Below are 17688 nucleotides of genomic sequence, written 5' to 3'. Positions count from 1 at the left end.
CACTTGTACCCACAAGTTAAAATCCGTATAAAAAATAGACATCGCGAGTGGGTATAAAGCCATACCAGTAGAACACTGATATGGCTGTCGAAGCAAGACTCAGGCAGGCAGGAACGTTTTCTTCAGAGATATCAATTCCCATCCACTCAGAACAAAGTCAGATTTGGCTGCGAGTTGGACATTAAACTTACTCTTGCGATGCTAGTTCCCATGGCAAATCTCTGCGTCTATTAACTGGTTTCAGAGTACCCTCGTTTCTCAATTGTTGAGCGGCCCAACGAATGTCATATTGCCACGTATACAACATATCTCCCGAATCTCTAAGCTCAGCCTCGTAGCTGTCCCATACGTACTTTGAAACTTCACGTGGCCAAGCACTACCACCACGTTCCCGAAGACACTCAACGATCCATTGTTTCATGCTCCCCCTTGTTACCGTCATAGCATCAAACCTTAACCAATTGATAGATAGTAATTTCAGCATCTCGGTAAAAACGACCATTAATGCAACACAGCATTATGTGCTCCATATTTTTAAGCATCAAATATTGTAGCCAATCGATACCCCATTAGTGCGATCAGCAGTATGAACAACAAAACCGCTCAAATCTTTCGTTACTTTAGGATGAGGATGGTGCTTACTTCCCGAAGCACAATGTAAAAATTGGGCCGGAGCCAGTAATCCTGCATTTCCACTTCTCCATGAATGCTGAGAGCCGTGATGAGGAACCTGAATTAAACCAAGCTTATCCCAGCGTTGTAGGCCTAAGTGACTCTTAAGATCTGCGATCACGCTACTAGTGAGGGTAATATCGCCGGTGCACAAAGTTGCCAGACGCGAAGTTTGAAATAGAGTATATTGCGGATAAAACAGATAAGTAGGATGAAATGGATAGTTTTGCACTTGGGAGTTACGTATTACCAAAAAATCGCTGACATTATTTCGAGCGGGAGCTGTATACATACAAAGTGATATATTATTTTTTGCCTTACCTGTTTGGCCGAAATGTTTCTCGTAGCAACTCTTCAATGTCTTACGCCATCCCAGAGGCATAGTCGAAGATGGGATATGCAGATTAATGCTTTCGATTGTATTTTGAATATCTGCTTTCACATCAGTAAGAGGCCTGCCTGAATTTTTCGCACACCATTTCCCACCCTTTTTTACAATGAGCCCCAATTCTTTGAAATCTTTCTCTGCATTATAAAAGACAAATTCAAGATCACTCTTATGGGAATAAATAGGGTGATTGTGTCGCACAGTTTTGATCGTTGTCCTACCCAACATAGAGCGTTGGTTAAAAGTAAAGTAGTTCTCGCTAAACGCCCTAGGATCATCGTCCTTTGGGAAATTATCGGAGACAGGACTAGGCCTGTCAGAACCTCCCTGAACGAGTAAAACTTCGTCAACCTGAACATCAAAATCTCTGGATGCTAGCCATTGCAGTGGATTGAGTTGTAAAAGAGCCGTGGAGGAGGAGACCCCTTTTTTTCCAAGAACTGAAATTTCGCGTACGCTTTGGGCCCACTCAGAGAAGGGAAGAACCAACGATTTTACATGGTTATGTTTGAGAAGTGTTTCAACACCATTTACGTGATCATCATCAAAGTGGGAAAGAACCAGCATGTCAATGTAACCGGGCCACCCCTTATGCATGGTGATGTCCCTGAAGATGCGATTAAGAGTTGAGGGACTGGTGGAACCACAGTCATAGACCCAATTAAACTGGTTACCGTCGCTCCAGTTAAAAACAGAACCCGTTTTGAACGTCCCATTACCGACAGAGTGAAAATGTTGAATTACCTTAGTATTATTCATTTTATCTTCCCTTAGCCAATCATGCAAAAATGCCCTTCCCGTTATCGTCTTGAATTGAACCAATCTTCAATTGTTTTTTTTCGTTTGATACAGTCCCGTCCAACTACATCAGTAATACGGTCAAATACTGGTTTACCATGAGGATCAACGATGGTCACTTTAGCGTGCCCGATAGGTTCCTCTCTGCTACCATCTACCTTCAGGGCACCGAAATCCTGGTTATGAAAACCACATCGCAATATGAAGCGAGCGTGAAAATCAGCTGGTGCCAATGAGTATCCAAGGAAGCGAACTTCACTTGCAGTACTTAAAACAGAAACAGTTTCTTGCCATAAACGCTGAAAAACATCCCCTTCAAACTGTTTTGCATATACTGGAGGGACAATTAATGGCATGTATTCACGCTTTGTAGATTTCGGTGAGCGATAAGGGCGAAAGGCAAATACTTTGTCTTTCCCAGTACCTGTCAGGTCTATTTTTTTCTCATCTTTAATATATTTCCCTGTGCGCATCTCGTACCAGTTTAATGAGCCGTGTGGCTTAATCAGCCTGACACGATCTTTATGTTCACCAAATCCATAACAGCTCGAATCAAGATCCTTCCCAAAGAGAAGCTGATCAAGAACCAGATCCCAATTGAATGAAATTACTTGTGCATTCTCCGCCTTCATTTCTGAAACTAACTGTTTCAGCCATTCTGGAGGTTTTTTTAGGGCTATATCTTTTAATTCATGGAACCATGTTGCCAATTCGAGTAGAAGGTTTTGTCGCTGATCTTGCAGTTTTTCAGATGTGAAGTTTCCTGTTGCTGGTCTACTGGAATCAAATAATTGCTCATTTGCCTGCATTTCTGAAAGCAACTGCTCTATGTTTGGATATGTTTCTTCCAGTGCGGGATTAAAATTTGGATGGTGAAACCGTATAATTTTACTGAGGTCATCTGCAATCTTCTTTTCCTCGAGTCTCCCCCACATTTTTGGTAGGAGATTACCTATTGTTGGAAAGCCTAAACCGGCAGAAAGACCGGCACCGACGACATAAACGATATTGGGACGTTTGTTACTCATTAGGTCCTCGCTGAACAAGCTTCGTTAAAGTCTATGAATTATAACAGAATTATTAATAATAAAAATCATGAAAGAAAAATTACCAGCAGTAAATAAAAAGATTACTTGTTGAACCACACAGGCAATCCTAGAAGCTACACTCTTTGTGAAAGGTAACCTGGATAACAACACATAACCGATTTCCCCTTGAAGTTCGTAAACGTGCTGTTCGCATGGTTCTAGGAAACTAGGTTACCTGACCAGCGTGCGAAACGCAGTTCACTAGATCGTATGAATACTAATAGCGTTAGTTCCATCGCCAGTCGAGTGAGAGGTCTGCCAGTGTAGGTATCTATTCGATGAAGTAGTTCAGGAATGCGATTAAGTTCTAACGCAGCGCGATGCTGTCGCTTAGCTGTAGCAGCCGCTCCAGCGATCTCTTGTGCGGGGTTGTAATCGATTAAACCGCTCTGCACGGCAAATCACATAATTACTGTTGTCCGTTGTTATAGACGCGCCGCCACCTCAAGACCTCCAGATATCTCCACGACTGTAATCGGTGTAAGCAGATCTCTGTTTTTAACTCTGCAATACTTCGCTAACCAATCGCATCGAACAAATTATCTTCCAAACTTTTAAGAACACGGCCACTATACGACTCAGACCACTTTTTGATTGCTAGCGTGCCAGTATCTGGCAACCACTTCAAACGTTATCTCCTCTTGTTCTTGTTCTACCTTAACGGCTTTCTTATTCTCACCGGGATCGACGCCATTAGCTAATAGCTTACGGGCCTCATTCCTGCGTGCCCTGGCATCCGCTAGCGAAACCTCAGGGTATCTCCCCAGAGCTAGCATCTTCTCCTTACCGCCAAAACGATAACGAAGCCGCCAGTATTTGGAGCCGTTAGGGTGAACCAGCAACACCATGCCTTCACCGTCAGTAGGTTGTAGGCTTTTGCTTCAGGCTTTGCCGAACGAACCTTCACATCACTCAGAGCCATGATGAGTATCCTTTCAAGGGTTCTGTGTGGGTACAAACATTATCGAACCGAGATATACCCGCAGTTGTACCCGCATCAGTAAGTTGATGTAGATTAAATCAGGTTGACTTAGGTCGAGTGAAAAAGCGAGGAAAGCCTTGCGGATACTGGATTTCAGGCACAAAAAAAGACGTCCATTGACGTCTATTGATGTTCCGATGGTGCCGAAGGCCGGACTCGAACCGGCACGTATCTCTACGGTTGATTTTGAATCAACTGCGTCTACCGATTTCGCCACTTCGGCACTGAAGTAGTATGCGGAAAACGGGTGAATTATACCTTCCCGCGACCAGCACGCAACACTTATCCGTTGTTCAATGAGTTAAGTGTCGAAAAAACCGCCGCCACGCGCGTTTGTCCGCCTCGCCTTACCCGCTGCGCGCCCTCCATAACCACGTTGGTGATGAACATGCTACATCCACAGGCTGTTGCAACGAGCATCCAGGATCAGGCACCACACTCACGCAATACCGTCCGATTCCAGGCTCGTCGCACAGAGCAATGATGATTCATGTGCCGTACATCACTCCCTCCCACTAGCCAGAACCGCTCGCCCAGCTAGCGAAACAGGTTCAGGAACCCGCCACGCGGAAGGTAGCACCTGCCTTCCCCATCCCCACTGTCTCACTCAGCCCCTATCAAAAATAAAATAATCCCCAGCGGCAATGACAATGCTGCAAATAATTGCATAACAATGTGTCAGCCAATAAAGAATGAGGTTGCGTAACATTCCAGGAACACTATTTTTTCATTGGCGAATATCAGGCAGGAAATAAAATCGTGGAATAACGCCATCAAAAAAGAGACGGTATTTTCGGTTGGATAGGCTTCGAACTAAAATCACCACAAAATAGCGTACATACGTAACAAAATAGCCACTCAAGGCGTAAAAACCTGCTGAGAACACTTGCCTCTGCGGAGTTAATCGCTTTAAGATGGTGCAAGAAAATTTTCCCTGGTGTTGGCCAATATTGGCAACCTGGCCCTACGTGGTCAGGTTTTTTTTTGTATTTTTATCAAAAAATTACCGGGAAAGTGTATCGCCTTACGGGGTGAGAAACTAGTTAGACTAAAGTACAGTCCCTTACTAGACCTTTATCAGTTCAAGCTGGTGATTATTTCAAAGCACAGAGATCGGGGCCCGCACTTTATTACGCCCTTCACTTGAAGCGCCATGCGGCTAAATCAATACCGATTAACGCCCGTCATTTCCCGAATCGAAAGACGCTGTTCGCCAGCCGATATTTTCTCCCTTTAGACGTATCACGCTGATGAGTTCTGCGCAGTCGTTGCCTCAGTATTCCACGGGCTAGCATGCCCGTCATTCCACCGGTTTAATCAGCCGCAGCTCCATCCCCAGGCGCACGGCATGTCGGGCATTCGTGACCCCCAGCTTTTTGACGACGTTGGACATATGAAACTTGATGGTGCCGGTCTTTATGCCCAGGATCATCGCCGTTTCCTGGTAGGTTTTACCCACGCTGGCCCAATAGAGGATCTCGTTTTCCCTGTCGGTAAAGCGGGCGTTTCTCTCCAGGGCTGCGGCGTTTTTTGTTGTCAGTGGGGACAGCGCCAGATAGGACTCATGGATTGAGGCCAGCAATACCGAAATATCACCTTTACGTTCGGTGAGCGCCTGGATGGCTTCCGCTCTTTGCTCAAGGTTGAAGGCAAAGGAAAGCGTGACGAGGTTATCGTTGTAATCGTGCAGCACGAAAGTATAGCCGTGCGTTACGCCAAACTCGCGGGCCTGTTCGAACAGTTCGGGAAAATGCAGCCCTCCGTCCGCCATGATTTGCTCGTCCCAGGCGAAGGGGGTCAGGCGGTTGCGGGCGGTAAGCACCACCGGATCAATGTACTGCAACCCCTGCTCTTGATACTTTTTTACCCATTCACTCGGGTAGTTGGTGACGCCAAAGATGCAGGCAATGTCTTTTTTGGATAACACCACATACGCCCACAGGAGATCGCCCAACTCTCCTAGTGCCGCTTCCAGGCGCTTGCCGATAATGTTGCTGAGATTATATTCATCTTCCATTGGCTGCCAGCTCCCTCTCCCTGCATTGCCGCTGAGGTGACTATAGCACGACAAAAACCGCAGGCGGGGGCATGCCGCACCCACAAAAAAGGCGCGGCCCCTCGGCCACGCCTTTCTTCACTACCGCTTGCTCCGCTACTTGCGTTTGAGCAGCATATACACGCTGATCAGCAGGAACAGCATGCTCGGCAACAACGCGCCCAGCACCGGCGGCATGCTGTAAACCAGGCTCAGCGGGCCGAAGATCTGATCCAGCACGTAGAACAGGAAGCCGAAGCTGATGCCGGTCACCACGCGGATGCCCATCGGCACGCTGCGCAGCGGGCCGAAGATGAACGACAGCGCCATCAGCATCATCACCGCCACCGACAGCGGCGAGAAGATTTTGCTCCACATGTTGAGCTGGTAACGGTTGGCTTCCTGGCCGCTCTGCTTCAGGTACTTCACGTAGTTGTGCAGCCCGCTGATGGAGAGCGAATCCGGATCCAGCGCCACCACGCCCAGCTTGTCCGGGGTCAGGTTGGTTTTCCATTCGCCGGTCAGCGTCTGGGTGCCGGTCACCTGTTTCGGGTTGGTCAGATCCGAGGTGTCCACCTGCGAAAGCTGCCACAGGCCGTTCTCGAAGCTGGCGGTGGCGGCATAGCGCACCGTCTCGAGGCGACGCTGATCGTTGAAGTGGTAGATGTTCACGCCGGAGAGTTCTTTATCGCCGGAGACGCGCTCGATGTAGATGAAGTCGTTGCCGTCCTTCGCCCACAGCCCGCTCTTGGTGGAGAGCAGCGAGCCGCCGTACATCTGCTGGGCGCGGTAGTTGCGCGCCATCTGCTCGCCCTGCGGCGCCACCCACTCGCCGATCGCCATGGTCAGCAGCACCAGCGGAATGGCGGTTTTCATCACCGAGCCGGCGATCTGCAGGCGGGTGAAGCCGGAAGCCTGCATCACCACCAGTTCGCTGCGCGTCGCCAGCTGGCCCAGGCCGAGCAGCGCGCCGAGCAGCGCCGCCATCGGGAAGAAGATCTCGATGTCTTTCGGCACGCTCAGCAGGGTGTACATGCCGGCGCTCAGCGCGGTGTACTCGCCCTGGCCGACCTTGCGCAGCTGATCGACGAACTTGATGATGCCGGACAGCGACACCAGCATGAACAGCGTCATGATGATGGTGTTGAAAATCGTTTTACCGATATACCGGTCTAATACGCCAAACATCAGGCCGCTCCTCTCAGGCGTGCGCGCAGCTTGCGCATCGGCACGGTATCCCACAGGTTCAGCGCCAGCGCGATCGCGAAGTAAACGCCGTTAACCAGCCACAGCCACAGCATCGGATCCAGCTTGCCCTTGCCGGCGTTGGAGCGCAGCGAGGTCTGCAGCAGGAAGAAGATCAGATACAGCAGGATGGCCGGCAGCATGCTCAGCACGCGGCCCTGGCGCGGGTTCACCACGCTGAGCGGCACCACCAGCAGCGCCATCAGCGCCACCGACACCACCAGCGTCAGGCGCCAGTGCAGCTCGGCGCGCGCATCCGGATCGTCGGATTCCCACAGCGTCTGCATCGACATCTGTTCGGATTCGGTGTTGTCCGCCGCCACGGTGCGGTGGCCAATCACCGCCTTGTAGTCGGTGAAGTCGGTAATGCGGAAATCGCGCAGCAGCGCGGTGCCTTCAAAACGGGTGCCCTTGTCGAGCGTCACCACCTGCGAGCCGTCTTTCTGCTGCACGATGTTGCCGTGCTCGGCCACCACCACCGACGGGCGTTGGTTGCCGTTCGGCCGCAGTTGCGCCAGGAACACGTCGTTGAAGGTGCTGCCCTTCACGTTGCCGATAAACAGCACCGCGTTGCCGTCTTGCGAGGGTTTGAACTGCCCTTCCGCCAGCCCGGCGATGCTCGGGTTGGCCTTGGCTTCGTTCACCACCACGTCCTGATAGCGCGAGGCCCAGGGGCCGGCCCAGAACACGTTCACCGCCGCGACCGCAGAGGTGAACAGCGCCAGGATCATGGCGGCGATAATCAGGGTGCGTTTGCCCAGCCCGCAGGCATGCATGACGGTGATTTCGCTCTCGGTATACAACCGCCCAAGCGTCATCAGCAAGCCGAGAAACAGGCTCAAAGGCAGGATGAGCTGCGCCATCTTCGGCACGCCCAGAGCGAGCAGAGAGAGTACTAAGTTTGTCGGGATATTGCCGTCCACCGCGTCGCCCAACACCCTGACCAGGTTCTGACAAAAGAAGATCAGAAGCAGGATGAACAGGATGGCGATTTGGCTCTTGAGCGTTTCCCGTACCAGATATCTTATGATGATCACGCTTATTACGCCTGTGAAAACTTGTCTTTTTGCAGGAAAATCGATAATTTCATCGCTAATCCGCCATTTATTCTCATCATATGGCAACCTTCACAGCTAAAATAGTATTACAACATCAAGCCGTTTGGGTGTCCTATAGGAACTTGCTTATAGTCGCCAAAACAGAGCAATTTACGCCGTTCAGGTTAACATAATCCGTTAACTCAAATGGCGGGAGATCGTTACGGAGTCGGTTATTCTAGCCGTAGCGTCCGCCTTTGTCTTTAAGATTCAGGAGAGTGCATGGAGTTCAGTGTAAAAAGCGGTAGCCCGGAAAAACAGCGCAGTGCCTGTATTGTAGTCGGCGTTTTCGAACCGCGCCGCCTGTCCCCTATCGCAGAACAACTCGACAAAATCAGTGATGGTTATATCAGCGCATTGCTGCGCCGCGGCGAACTGGAAGGCAAGGTCGGGCAGACGCTGCTACTGCACCATGTGCCCAACATTCTCTCCGAGCGCATCCTGCTGATCGGTTGCGGCAAAGAGCGCGAGCTCGATGAGCGCCAATACAAGCAGGTGATCCAGAAAACCATCAATACCCTCAACGACACCGGCTCGATGGAAGCGGTCTGTTTCCTGACCGAGCTGCACGTGAAAGGCCGCAACACCTACTGGAAAGTGCGTCAGGCGGTGGAAACCGCCAAAGAGACGCTCTACACCTTCGATCAGCTGAAAAGCAACAAGGTGGAACCGCGTCGTCCGCTGCGCAAAATGGTATTCAACGTGCCGACCCGCCGTGAGCTCACCAGCGGCGAACGCGCCATCCAGCACGGCCTGGCGGTAGCTTCCGGCATCAAGGCGGCCAAAGATCTCGGCAACATGCCGCCGAACATCTGTAACGCCGGCTACCTGGCCTCGCAGGCCCGTCAGCTGGCGGACGCCTTCAGCACCAACATCACCACCCGCGTCATCGGCGAACAGCAGATGAAAGAGCTGGGCATGAACGCCTATCTGGCGGTCGGCGCCGGTTCGCAGAACGAATCATTGATGTCGGTGATGGAATATAAGGGCAACCCAAATCCGGACGCTAAGCCGATCGTGCTGGTAGGCAAAGGGCTGACCTTCGACTCCGGCGGCATCTCGATCAAACCGGCCGATGGCATGGACGAGATGAAATACGACATGTGCGGCGCGGCGACCGTGTACGGCGTGATGCGCGTGGTGGCGGAGCTGAACCTGCCGCTGAACGTGATCGGCGTGCTGGCCGGCTGTGAAAACATGCCGGGCGGCCGGGCGTATCGTCCGGGCGACGTGCTGACCACCATGTCCGGCCAGACCGTCGAGGTGCTCAACACCGACGCCGAAGGCCGCCTGGTGCTGTGCGACACCCTGACCTACGTCGAGCGCTTTGAGCCGGAGCTGGTGATCGACATCGCCACCCTGACCGGCGCCTGCGTGATCGCCTTGGGCCACCACATCACCGGCCTGATGTCGAACCACAACCCGCTGGCGCACGAGCTGCTGGGCGCTTCCGAGCAGGCCGGCGACCGCGCCTGGCGCCTGCCGATGGCCGACGAGTACTACGAGCAGTTGGACTCCAACTTCGCCGACATGGCGAACATCGGTGGCCGCCCTGGCGGCGCCATCACCGCCGCCTGCTTCCTGTCGCGCTTCACCCGCAAGTACACCTGGGCGCACCTGGATATCGCCGGCACCGCCTGGCGCTCCGGTAAAGCCAAGGGCGCGACCGGCCGCCCGGTGGCGCTGCTGTCGCAGTTCTTGCTCAACCGTGCAGGCCTGAACGGCGACGATTAAATACCCTTCATCTTTCAAGCCGCAGCGTTGTTGGCCGCATTCGTTCACCCCAGTCACTGACTTGATGTCAGCTCCTGGGGATGAACGAACTTGCCGCCTAGCTGCAACTTGAAATCTATTGGGTATATAATCCTCTCAGCAGCGAAGGGGTAGAGTTATCTGCTCCGTTCCCAAAAAGGGCGCAACCTACATGTTGTGCCCTGTTTTTTTATCGGCAGCGGTGGATCCTTAATGAAACAGGCGACGTTTTATTTGCTCGACAACGCGGAACCGTCAGGCGCGCTCAGCGCCCATGAGGCCGTGGCCTGCGCCGTTGCCGCCGAACGCTGGCGTTCCGGCAAGCGGGTGCTGATCGCCTGCGAGAGCCAGGAGCAGGCCCAGCGGCTGGACGAAGCGCTGTGGCAGCGCGAGCCGCATGAATTCGTGCCGCACAACCTGGCCGGCGAAGGGCCGCACTACGGCGCGCCGGTGGAACTGTGCTGGCCCGGCAAGCGCGGCAACGCCCCGCGCGATCTGCTGATCGCCCTGCTGCCGCAGTTTGCCGACTTTGCTACCGCTTTCCATGAAGTGGTAGACTTCGTTCCTTACGAAGACACTCTGAAACAGTTGGCGCGCGACCGTTACAAGGCCTATCGCAGCGTCGGCTTCCATTTGACCACGGCTACGCCGCCAACTCACTGAATACGATAAAGAATGGAAAAGACAAACAGTCAGCTCGACACCGCATACGACCCAAAACAGATCGAACAGAAGCTGTACGATCACTGGGAGAGTCAGGGTTACTTCAAGCCGAACGGCGACACCAGCCAGGAAAGCTTCTGCATCATGATCCCGCCGCCGAACGTCACCGGCAGCCTGCACATGGGCCACGCGTTCCAGCAGACCATCATGGACACCATGATTCGCTATCAACGCATGCAGGGTAAAAACACCCTGTGGCAGGCGGGCACCGACCACGCCGGCATCGCCACCCAGATGGTGGTGGAGCGCAAGATCGCCGCAGAAGAAGGCAAAACCCGCCACGACTACGGCCGTGACGCGTTCATCGACAAGATCTGGCAGTGGAAGGCGGAATCCGGCGGCACCATCACCCGTCAGATGCGCCGTCTGGGCAACTCCGTGGACTGGGAGCGCGAGCGCTTCACCATGGACGAAGGTCTGTCGAACGCGGTGCGCGAAGTGTTTGTCCGTCTGCACAAAGAAGATCTGATCTACCGCGGCAAGCGCCTGGTGAACTGGGATCCGAAGCTGCGCACCGCCATCTCCGATCTGGAAGTGGAAAACCGCGAATCCAAAGGCTCGATGTGGCACCTGCGCTATCCGCTGGCCGACGGCGCGAAAACCGCCGAGGGCAAAGACTACCTGGTGGTCGCCACCACCCGTCCGGAAACCGTGCTGGGCGATACCGGCGTGGCGGTCAACCCGGAAGATCCGCGCTATAAAGACCTGATCGGCAAAGAGATCATTCTGCCGCTGGTCGGCCGCCGCATCCGCATCGTCGGCGACGAACACGCCGATATGGAAAAAGGCACCGGCTGCGTGAAGATCACCCCGGCGCACGATTTCAACGACTACGAAGTCGGCAAACGCCACGGCCTGCCGATGATCAACATTCTGACCTTCGACGGTGACATCCGTCAGGAAGCGGAAGTGTTCAACACCCTGGGCGAAGTCTGCACCGACTACTGCAGCGAGATCCCGGCCGAGTTCCGCGGCCTGGAGCGCTTCGCGGCGCGTAAAGCGGTGGTCGCCGCCTTCGAAAATCTGGGCCTGCTGGACGAGATCAAACCGCACGACCTGACGGTGCCTTACGGCGACCGCGGCGGCGTGGTGATCGAGCCGATGCTGACCGACCAATGGTACGTGCGCACCGCGCCGCTGGCCAAAGTGGCGGTGGAAGCGGTCGAACAGGGCCAAATCGAGTTCGTGCCGAAGCAGTACGAAAACATGTACTTCAGCTGGATGCGCGACATTCAGGACTGGTGCATCTCGCGTCAGCTGTGGTGGGGCCACCGCATCCCGGCCTGGTACGACGTGAACGGCAAAGTCTATGTGGGCCGCAGCGAAGAAGAAGTGCGCAGCGAGAACAACCTGGGCGCCGACGTGGCGCTGACCCAGGACGAAGACGTGCTGGACACCTGGTTCTCGTCCGGCCTGTGGACCTTCTCCACCCTGGGCTGGCCGGAGCAGACCGACGCGCTGAAAACCTTCCACCCGACCAGCGTGATGGTCAGCGGCTTCGACATCATCTTCTTCTGGATCGCGCGCATGATCATGCTGACCATGCACTTCATCAAGGATGAAAACGGCAAGCCGCAGGTGCCGTTCAAGACCGTCTACATGACCGGTCTTATCCGCGACGACGAAGGCCAGAAGATGTCCAAGTCGAAAGGCAACGTGATCGACCCGCTGGACATGGTCGACGGCATCTCGCTGGAAGACCTGCTGGAAAAACGCACCGGCAACATGATGCAGCCGCAGCTGGCGGAGAAAATCCGCAAGCGCACCGAGAAGCAATTCCCGAACGGCATCGAGCCGCACGGCACCGACGCCCTGCGCTTCACCCTGGCGGCGCTGGCCTCGACCGGCCGCGACATCAACTGGGACATGAAGCGCCTGGAAGGCTACCGCAACTTCTGTAACAAGCTGTGGAACGCCAGCCGCTTCGTGCTGATGAACACCGAGGCGCACGACTGCGGCTTCAACGGCGGCGAGAAAGTGCTGTCGCTGGCGGATCGCTGGATCCTGGCCGAATTCAACCGCACGGTGAAAGCCTACCGTGAAGCGCTGGATACCTACCGCTTCGATCTGGCGGCCAACATCCTGTACGAATTCACCTGGAACCAGTTCTGCGACTGGTATCTGGAGCTGACCAAGCCTGTGGTGAGCAACGGCAGCGAAGCGGAACAGCGCGGCACCCGCCACACGCTGATCACCGTGCTGGAAGCGCTGCTGCGCCTGGCGCACCCGATCATTCCGTTCATCACCGAAACCATCTGGCAGCGCGTGAAGCCGCTGACCGGCACGGCCGCAGACACCATCATGCTGCAACCGTTCCCGGCCTACGACGCCGCGCTGGAAGACGAGCAGGCGCTGAACGATCTGGAGTGGATCAAGCAAACCATCATCGCCGTGCGCAACATCCGCGCCGAGATGAACATCGCGCCAAGCAAAGCGCTCGACGTGCTGCTGCGCAACTGCAGCGCCGACGCCCAGCGCCGCGTGCAGGAGAACCAAAGCTTTATCGCCCGCCTGGCGCGCCTGGGATCCATCGCGCTGCTGCCGGCCGGTGAGAAAGGCCCGGTCTCCGTCACCAAGCTGGTGGACGGCGCCGAGCTGCTGATCCCGATGGCCGGTTTCATCGACAAGGACGCCGAGATCGCGCGTCTGGCCAAAGAGATGGGCAAACTGGATGCGGAAATCGCTTCGATCGAAGGCAAGCTGGCGAACGAAGGCTTCGTGGCGCGCGCGCCGGAAGCGGTGGTCGCCAAAGAACGCGATCGCCTGGCGGCCTGCAAAGAAGGCAAAGTGAAGCTGCAGGAACAGCAGGCGACCATCGCCGCGCTGTAATCCACCGGCTCACGCCAACGCCTGAAAACAGCGGGGTCTTCCCCGCTGTTTTTTTATCGCCGTTGCATCCGGGCCGGGTTAGATGTTATTACAAGATATTACTGCTGCAGGGACGCCGCCGGGAAATAACCCCCGGCGCGTTTCGTGCTGCGATAAAAACGAAAAACGAACGTGGTCTCTTTCAATGGCGAGTGTAAACATGACAACAGCAACCCCGGCGCGCCTGCTGGTGCGCCCCATCACGGCGGAAGACAATGCCGCCATTGCTCACGTCATTCGCGAAGTCTCCGCCGAGCACGGCTTGACGGCGGATAAAGGCTATACCGTCTCCGATCCCAACCTAGATGCCCTGTATCAGCTCTATAGCCTGCCGCGCAGCGCTTACTGGGTGATCGAGGTGGACGGCCAGGTCGCCGGCGGCGGCGGCATCGCGCCGCTGCAGGGCGGCGCAGACGATATTTGCGAATTGCAGAAGATGTATTTCCTGCCGGTGTTGCGCGGCAAGGGATTGGCGAAACGCCTGGCGCTGCAGGCGCTGGATTTCGCCCGCCAGCACGGCTTCCGCTGTTGTTATCTCGAAACCACCGCCAGCCTGACGCAGGCCGTCGCGCTGTACGAACACCTGGGCTTTGAACACATCGACCACGCGATGGGCGCCACCGGCCATGTCGATTGCGAAGTCACCATGCTGAAAACGCTGTAATCCTCCCCTGCCTCTTCATCAGGGCGCAGCTTGCTGCGCCTTTTTTATTAATATCGCAATCAATCAGTAAAACTCGCTATAACGCCGTTTTTCAAGCAGATAAACTGAAGTTTAAAACCACGATGTAAATTTAATGTGAAGTTCGTTAATAAATTAACGATCGCAAATTGACCGCTTTTTCCCCCGCGTTACTCTGCCAGTATCCCAATCGCGCACGGAGAGCTGTCATGTCGGAAAATACCTTTGATTACATCATCGTCGGCGCCGGTTCCGCCGGCTGCGTGCTGGCGGCGCAGCTGATCCGCCGCACCCAGGCGCGGGTGCTGCTGCTGGAAGCCGGCGGCGACGACAATAACCTGTTTATCAAGATGCCGGCCGGGGTGGCCAAAATCATCGCCAAAAAGAGCTGGCCTTATGAGACGGAACCGGAACCGCACGCCAATAACCGCCGCATGCAGATCGCGCAGGGCAAGGTGCTGGGCGGCAGCAGTTCGGTCAACGGCATGATCTACCTGCGCGGCCAGCCGCAGGACTACGACGACTGGGCCGAACGCTACGGCTGCGCCGGCTGGAGCTACCGCGAGGTGCTGCCCTACTTCAAACGCGCCGAGGCCAACGAAAGCCTGTCCGACGACTACCACGGCGCCGACGGGCTGCTGCCGGTCAGCGAAAACCGCTATCGCCACCCGCTCAGCATGGCGTTTATCCGCGCCGGCCAGGAGCTGAACCTGCCCTATCGCAACGACTTCAACGGCGACAGCCAGCACGGCGTCGGTTTCTACCAAACCACCACCCACAACGGCGAACGCGCCAGCACCGCCCGCACCTACCTGAAGGCGGTGCGCGACGAACGGCGGCTGGTGGTGAAACTGAACGCCCTGGCGCATCGGCTGACCTTCGAGGGCAACGTCGCCACCGGCGTGGTCTACAGCCAGAACGGCGGCGCCGAAGTGACCGCTCGCGCCACCAAAGAGGTGATCGTCAGCGCCGGCGCGGTCGGTTCGCCGAAGCTGCTGATGCTGTCCGGCATCGGCCCGCGCGACCACCTGCAGCAGCTGGGCATCGAGGTGCGGGCGGATCTGCCGGTGGGCAAAAACTTCCACGACCATCTGCACATGTCGATCAACGTCAGCACCCGCGAGCCGATCAGCCTGTTCGGCGCCGATCGCGGCCTGCAGGCGCTGAGCCACGGCGCGCAGTGGCTGGCGTTTCGCAGCGGGGTGCTCTCATCCAACGTGCTGGAAGGCGCCGCCTTCACCGACAGCCAGGGCGACGGCCGGCCGGACGTGCAGATCCACTTCCTGCCGCTGCTGGACAGCTGGGACGACGTGCCCGGCGAGCCGCTGCCGAACATTCACGGCTTCACGCTCAAGGTCGGCTACCTGCAGCCGAAGGCGCGCGGCGAAGTGCAGCTGCGCAGCAGCAACCCGCGCGATCCGGTCAAGCTGCACGCCAACTACCTCGGCCACCCGGACGATCTGGCCGGCAGCGTGCGCGCGGTGAAGTTCGGCCTGGATTTCCTGCAAACCGCGGCGCTGAAGCCGCTGATCAAAGATCTGCTGATGCCGCAGCCGGAGTGGACGCGCGATGAAGCGCAGCTGGAAGAATTCGTGCGCAACTTCTGCAAGACGGTGTATCACCCGGTGGGCAGTTGCCGCATGGGGCCGTCGCCACAGGACGCGGTGACCGATCCGCAGCTGCGGGTGCACGGTTTTGAACGGTTGCGGGTGATCGACTGCTCGGTGATGCCGCAGCTCACCAGCGGCAACACCAATGCGCCGACCATCATGCTGGCGGAAAAGGCGGTAGATTTGTTGCTGGGCGCGCCGCAGTAAGGGCGCGCCTCAACGTCAGGCGGCGGCGGGCACGCCGCTGTGGAAACGCAGCTCGCTGTCCGGCGACAGGATCAGCTCAGCTTCGAGGCGGCCGAAATGCGCCACCCGTTCGCTGATGTCGCCGCCGGCGATCTGCTCGGCCAATGTCAGGTAGTCCTGGTAATGCCGCGCTTCGGATCGCAGCAGCGAAACGTAAAAGCGGTTCAACTCGTCGTCCAGGTGCGGCGCCAGCTTGGCGAAGCGTTCGCAGGATCGCGCTTCGATGTAGGCGCCGCAGATCAGTTTATCGATCAGCGTCGCCGGATCGTGGGTGCGGATCTCGCGGATCATGCCCTTGGCGTAGCGGCTGGCGGTGATCTTGCGATACGGGATCCCGCGTGCCTGCATGATCTCCAGCACCTGCGAGAAGTGATGCAGCTCTTCCTTGATCAACAGCACCATGCGATCCGCCAGATCCTGGCCGTAGGCCGAGCCGTTTTTCGGCAGGATCTTGCGGGTGAACTGGCCCTGGCGGAACAGCGTGTCCGGCGCGCCCTGCGCTTCGTGCAGAAACGCCTCGTAGGGCCGCAGCAGCGCCAACAGCGCGTCGCCGCTCTCTTTGTCCGCCACATAGCGGCGGATCAGCCACATGCCGGTCTGCGCGGCCTTCAGCTCGCACACCAGGTGGTCGGTCAGCAACAGCTGCAGGTTTTCCGGACGGCGCGCGGCGTCGATCCAGGCGTCGGGAGTTTCACAGTGCAGGAAGCTTAAAATCGGGGCTAACAGGGACTGGTATGTCATCGGCTTCATTGCCCTATGTATTTCAAGTTGCAGCTAGGCGGCCAGCTCACTCATCCCCAGGAGCTTACTCAGGTAAGTGACTGGGGTGAGAGAGTGCAGCCAACAACGCTGCAGCTTGAAAGACGACGGGGATATCAGGGGCCGACGAGAGCCGGCCCATGTGAATAAGCGGGGTTAATTAGTGGCGTTTGCCGTCGTCGTCTTCGTCGATGTAGTCGCCGTCTTCGTCATCCTCACCGTCTTCACCGTTCGGATCTTCGAAGTAGGTGCCCCAGCCGTCGTAGTTGACGCCGCAGCGTTCCGCCAGCGCCACCAGCTGCTCGACCTGGGCGTCGATCAGTTCGGCGTTCAGGCCGACTTCGCTGATCACGTCGCAGCACATCACCAGCGAACCGTCTTCCACTTCCAGCTCTTCGGCGTCGGTCACTTCGTAGCCCAACTTGAAGGCTTCAACGGCGGCCTGCTCCAGAACCTCAAATTTCTCGGCGGACAGATGGTGCTCGATGGTGTAGAGCGCGTCCGGATCGCTGCCGTCTTCCAGCAGTTCTTCGATGATCAGGCGGGTCTCTTCACGTTGTTCTTCCAGCAATTCGCGGTTTGCCATGCCTATATCCTCAAGTCAAATGGCCTTCATTCCTTCTATTTTCACACACCGCCGACATTGCTTCCACGATAAACGTGAAAGATTTCCTCGCCGGGGTTGAAATTGAATATTCATACATATAAAGTGAATTTTAATTCAATTAAACAATCAGGGAATC

At 55.9% G+C, this 17688-nt stretch carries 12 protein-coding genes, 1 tRNA gene and 1 pseudogene; 5 read left to right on the top strand and 9 right to left on the bottom strand.

From position 1 onward, the window contains the following. Nucleotides 1-541 precede the first annotated feature (541 nt). From ACJ8KE_RS14650 to lptF, 7 genes and pseudogenes are all read right to left on the bottom strand, one after another. Nucleotides 542-1819 carry an MBL fold metallo-hydrolase gene (locus tag ACJ8KE_RS14650; protein ID WP_306376575.1) on the bottom strand — a complete coding sequence of 426 codons (1278 nt, stop codon included), beginning with the start codon at nt 1817-1819 and terminating at the stop codon, nt 542-544. 41 nt (nt 1820-1860) lie between these two features. Beyond that, a complete protein-coding gene (locus ACJ8KE_RS14645) occupies nt 1861-2886 on the bottom strand; it encodes a hypothetical protein (protein ID WP_442517297.1) in 1026 nt (341 codons plus the stop codon). Nucleotides 2887-3122: 236 nt separating this feature from the next. Further along, nucleotides 3123-3868: pseudogene (locus ACJ8KE_RS14640) on the bottom strand (tyrosine-type recombinase/integrase); the annotation flags it as partial. 198 nt (nt 3869-4066) lie between these two features. Beyond that, nucleotides 4067-4151 (bottom strand) — tRNA-Leu (locus tag ACJ8KE_RS14635). A gap of 1077 nt (nt 4152-5228) precedes the next feature. After that, a complete protein-coding gene (locus ACJ8KE_RS14630; protein ID WP_306376573.1) occupies nt 5229-5945 on the bottom strand; it encodes a LuxR family transcriptional regulator in 717 nt (238 codons plus the stop codon). A gap of 135 nt (nt 5946-6080) precedes the next feature. After that, nucleotides 6081-7151 (bottom strand): LPS export ABC transporter permease LptG, encoded by a 1071-nt coding sequence (gene lptG, locus ACJ8KE_RS14625; RefSeq protein WP_016929273.1) that lies wholly within the window; start codon nt 7149-7151, stop codon nt 6081-6083. Next, nucleotides 7151-8245, bottom strand: a complete 1095-nt coding sequence (lptF, locus tag ACJ8KE_RS14620) for an LPS export ABC transporter permease LptF (protein WP_016929274.1) — start codon at nt 8243-8245, stop codon at nt 7151-7153. The genes lptG and lptF overlap by 1 nt, the downstream gene beginning before the upstream one ends. Nucleotides 8246-8527: 282 nt before the next feature. On the opposite strand from lptF, the gene pepA reads away from it, so the two are divergent. The 5 genes from pepA to ACJ8KE_RS14595 all read left to right on the top strand — a co-directional run bounded on the left by pepA (nt 8528) and on the right by ACJ8KE_RS14595 (nt 16147). Further along, the gene (gene pepA / locus ACJ8KE_RS14615) at nt 8528-10039 is read left to right on the top strand and encodes a leucyl aminopeptidase (RefSeq protein ID WP_004933352.1); all 1512 of its coding nucleotides are present in this window, start codon (nt 8528-8530) and stop codon (nt 10037-10039) included. A gap of 231 nt (nt 10040-10270) precedes the next feature. Continuing rightward, nucleotides 10271-10720 carry a DNA polymerase III subunit chi gene (locus tag ACJ8KE_RS14610; RefSeq protein ID WP_016929275.1) on the top strand — a complete coding sequence of 150 codons (450 nt, stop codon included), beginning with the start codon at nt 10271-10273 and terminating at the stop codon, nt 10718-10720. A 12-nt stretch (nt 10721-10732) separates the two neighbouring features. Beyond that, nucleotides 10733-13609, top strand: coding sequence for a valine--tRNA ligase (locus ACJ8KE_RS14605; RefSeq protein ID WP_016929276.1), 2877 nt, complete (start codon nt 10733-10735; stop codon nt 13607-13609). Between the two features lie 199 nt (nt 13610-13808). Further along, complete coding sequence (locus tag ACJ8KE_RS14600; RefSeq protein WP_016929277.1) at nt 13809-14312, top strand: GNAT family N-acetyltransferase; 504 nt, start codon at nt 13809-13811, stop codon at nt 14310-14312. A 227-nt stretch (nt 14313-14539) separates the two neighbouring features. Continuing rightward, nucleotides 14540-16147 carry a GMC family oxidoreductase gene (locus ACJ8KE_RS14595; protein WP_016929278.1) on the top strand — a complete coding sequence of 536 codons (1608 nt, stop codon included), beginning with the start codon at nt 14540-14542 and terminating at the stop codon, nt 16145-16147. 15 nt (nt 16148-16162) lie between these two features. Here the strand turns inward: ACJ8KE_RS14595 and miaE are convergent, their stop codons facing one another. Together miaE and rraB are read right to left on the bottom strand one after the other, a co-directional pair. Then, on the bottom strand, nt 16163-16927 hold the full coding sequence (miaE, locus tag ACJ8KE_RS14590) for a tRNA isopentenyl-2-thiomethyl-A-37 hydroxylase MiaE (protein ID WP_015376459.1): 765 nt from the start codon (nt 16925-16927) through the stop codon (nt 16163-16165). A gap of 178 nt (nt 16928-17105) precedes the next feature. Beyond that, nucleotides 17106-17531, bottom strand: a complete 426-nt coding sequence (gene rraB, locus ACJ8KE_RS14585; protein WP_004933365.1) for a ribonuclease E inhibitor RraB — start codon at nt 17529-17531, stop codon at nt 17106-17108. Nucleotides 17532-17688: the final 157 nt, after the last annotated feature.

It is taken from the genome of Serratia sp. CY56464, assembly GCF_052168435.1.
Classification (GTDB): Bacteria; Pseudomonadota; Gammaproteobacteria; order Enterobacterales; family Enterobacteriaceae; genus Serratia; species Serratia marcescens.
The sequence above is the reverse complement of the archived record's forward strand: the minus strand, read 5'-3'. Positions and strand labels throughout refer to the sequence as shown.

Coding starts and splice junctions, on each gene's coding strand:
- ACJ8KE_RS14605 (WP_016929276.1), top strand. CDS start 10,733: ATGGAAAAGACAAACAGTCAGCTCGACACCGCATACGACCCAAAACAG.
- ACJ8KE_RS14595 (WP_016929278.1), top strand. CDS start 14,540: ATGTCGGAAAATACCTTTGATTACATCATCGTCGGCGCCGGTTCCGCC.
- ACJ8KE_RS14650 (WP_306376575.1), bottom strand. CDS start 1,819: ATGAATAATACTAAGGTAATTCAACATTTTCACTCTGTCGGTAATGGG.
- ACJ8KE_RS14610 (WP_016929275.1), top strand. CDS start 10,271: ATGAAACAGGCGACGTTTTATTTGCTCGACAACGCGGAACCGTCAGGC.
- ACJ8KE_RS14600 (WP_016929277.1), top strand. CDS start 13,809: ATGACAACAGCAACCCCGGCGCGCCTGCTGGTGCGCCCCATCACGGCG.
- ACJ8KE_RS14630 (WP_306376573.1), bottom strand. CDS start 5,945: ATGGAAGATGAATATAATCTCAGCAACATTATCGGCAAGCGCCTGGAA.
- lptG (WP_016929273.1), bottom strand. CDS start 7,151: ATGTTTGGCGTATTAGACCGGTATATCGGTAAAACGATTTTCAACACC.
- rraB (WP_004933365.1), bottom strand. CDS start 17,531: ATGGCAAACCGCGAATTGCTGGAAGAACAACGTGAAGAGACCCGCCTG.
- pepA (WP_004933352.1), top strand. CDS start 8,528: ATGGAGTTCAGTGTAAAAAGCGGTAGCCCGGAAAAACAGCGCAGTGCC.
- ACJ8KE_RS14645 (WP_442517297.1), bottom strand. CDS start 2,886: ATGAGTAACAAACGTCCCAATATCGTTTATGTCGTCGGTGCCGGTCTT.
- miaE (WP_015376459.1), bottom strand. CDS start 16,927: ATGACATACCAGTCCCTGTTAGCCCCGATTTTAAGCTTCCTGCACTGT.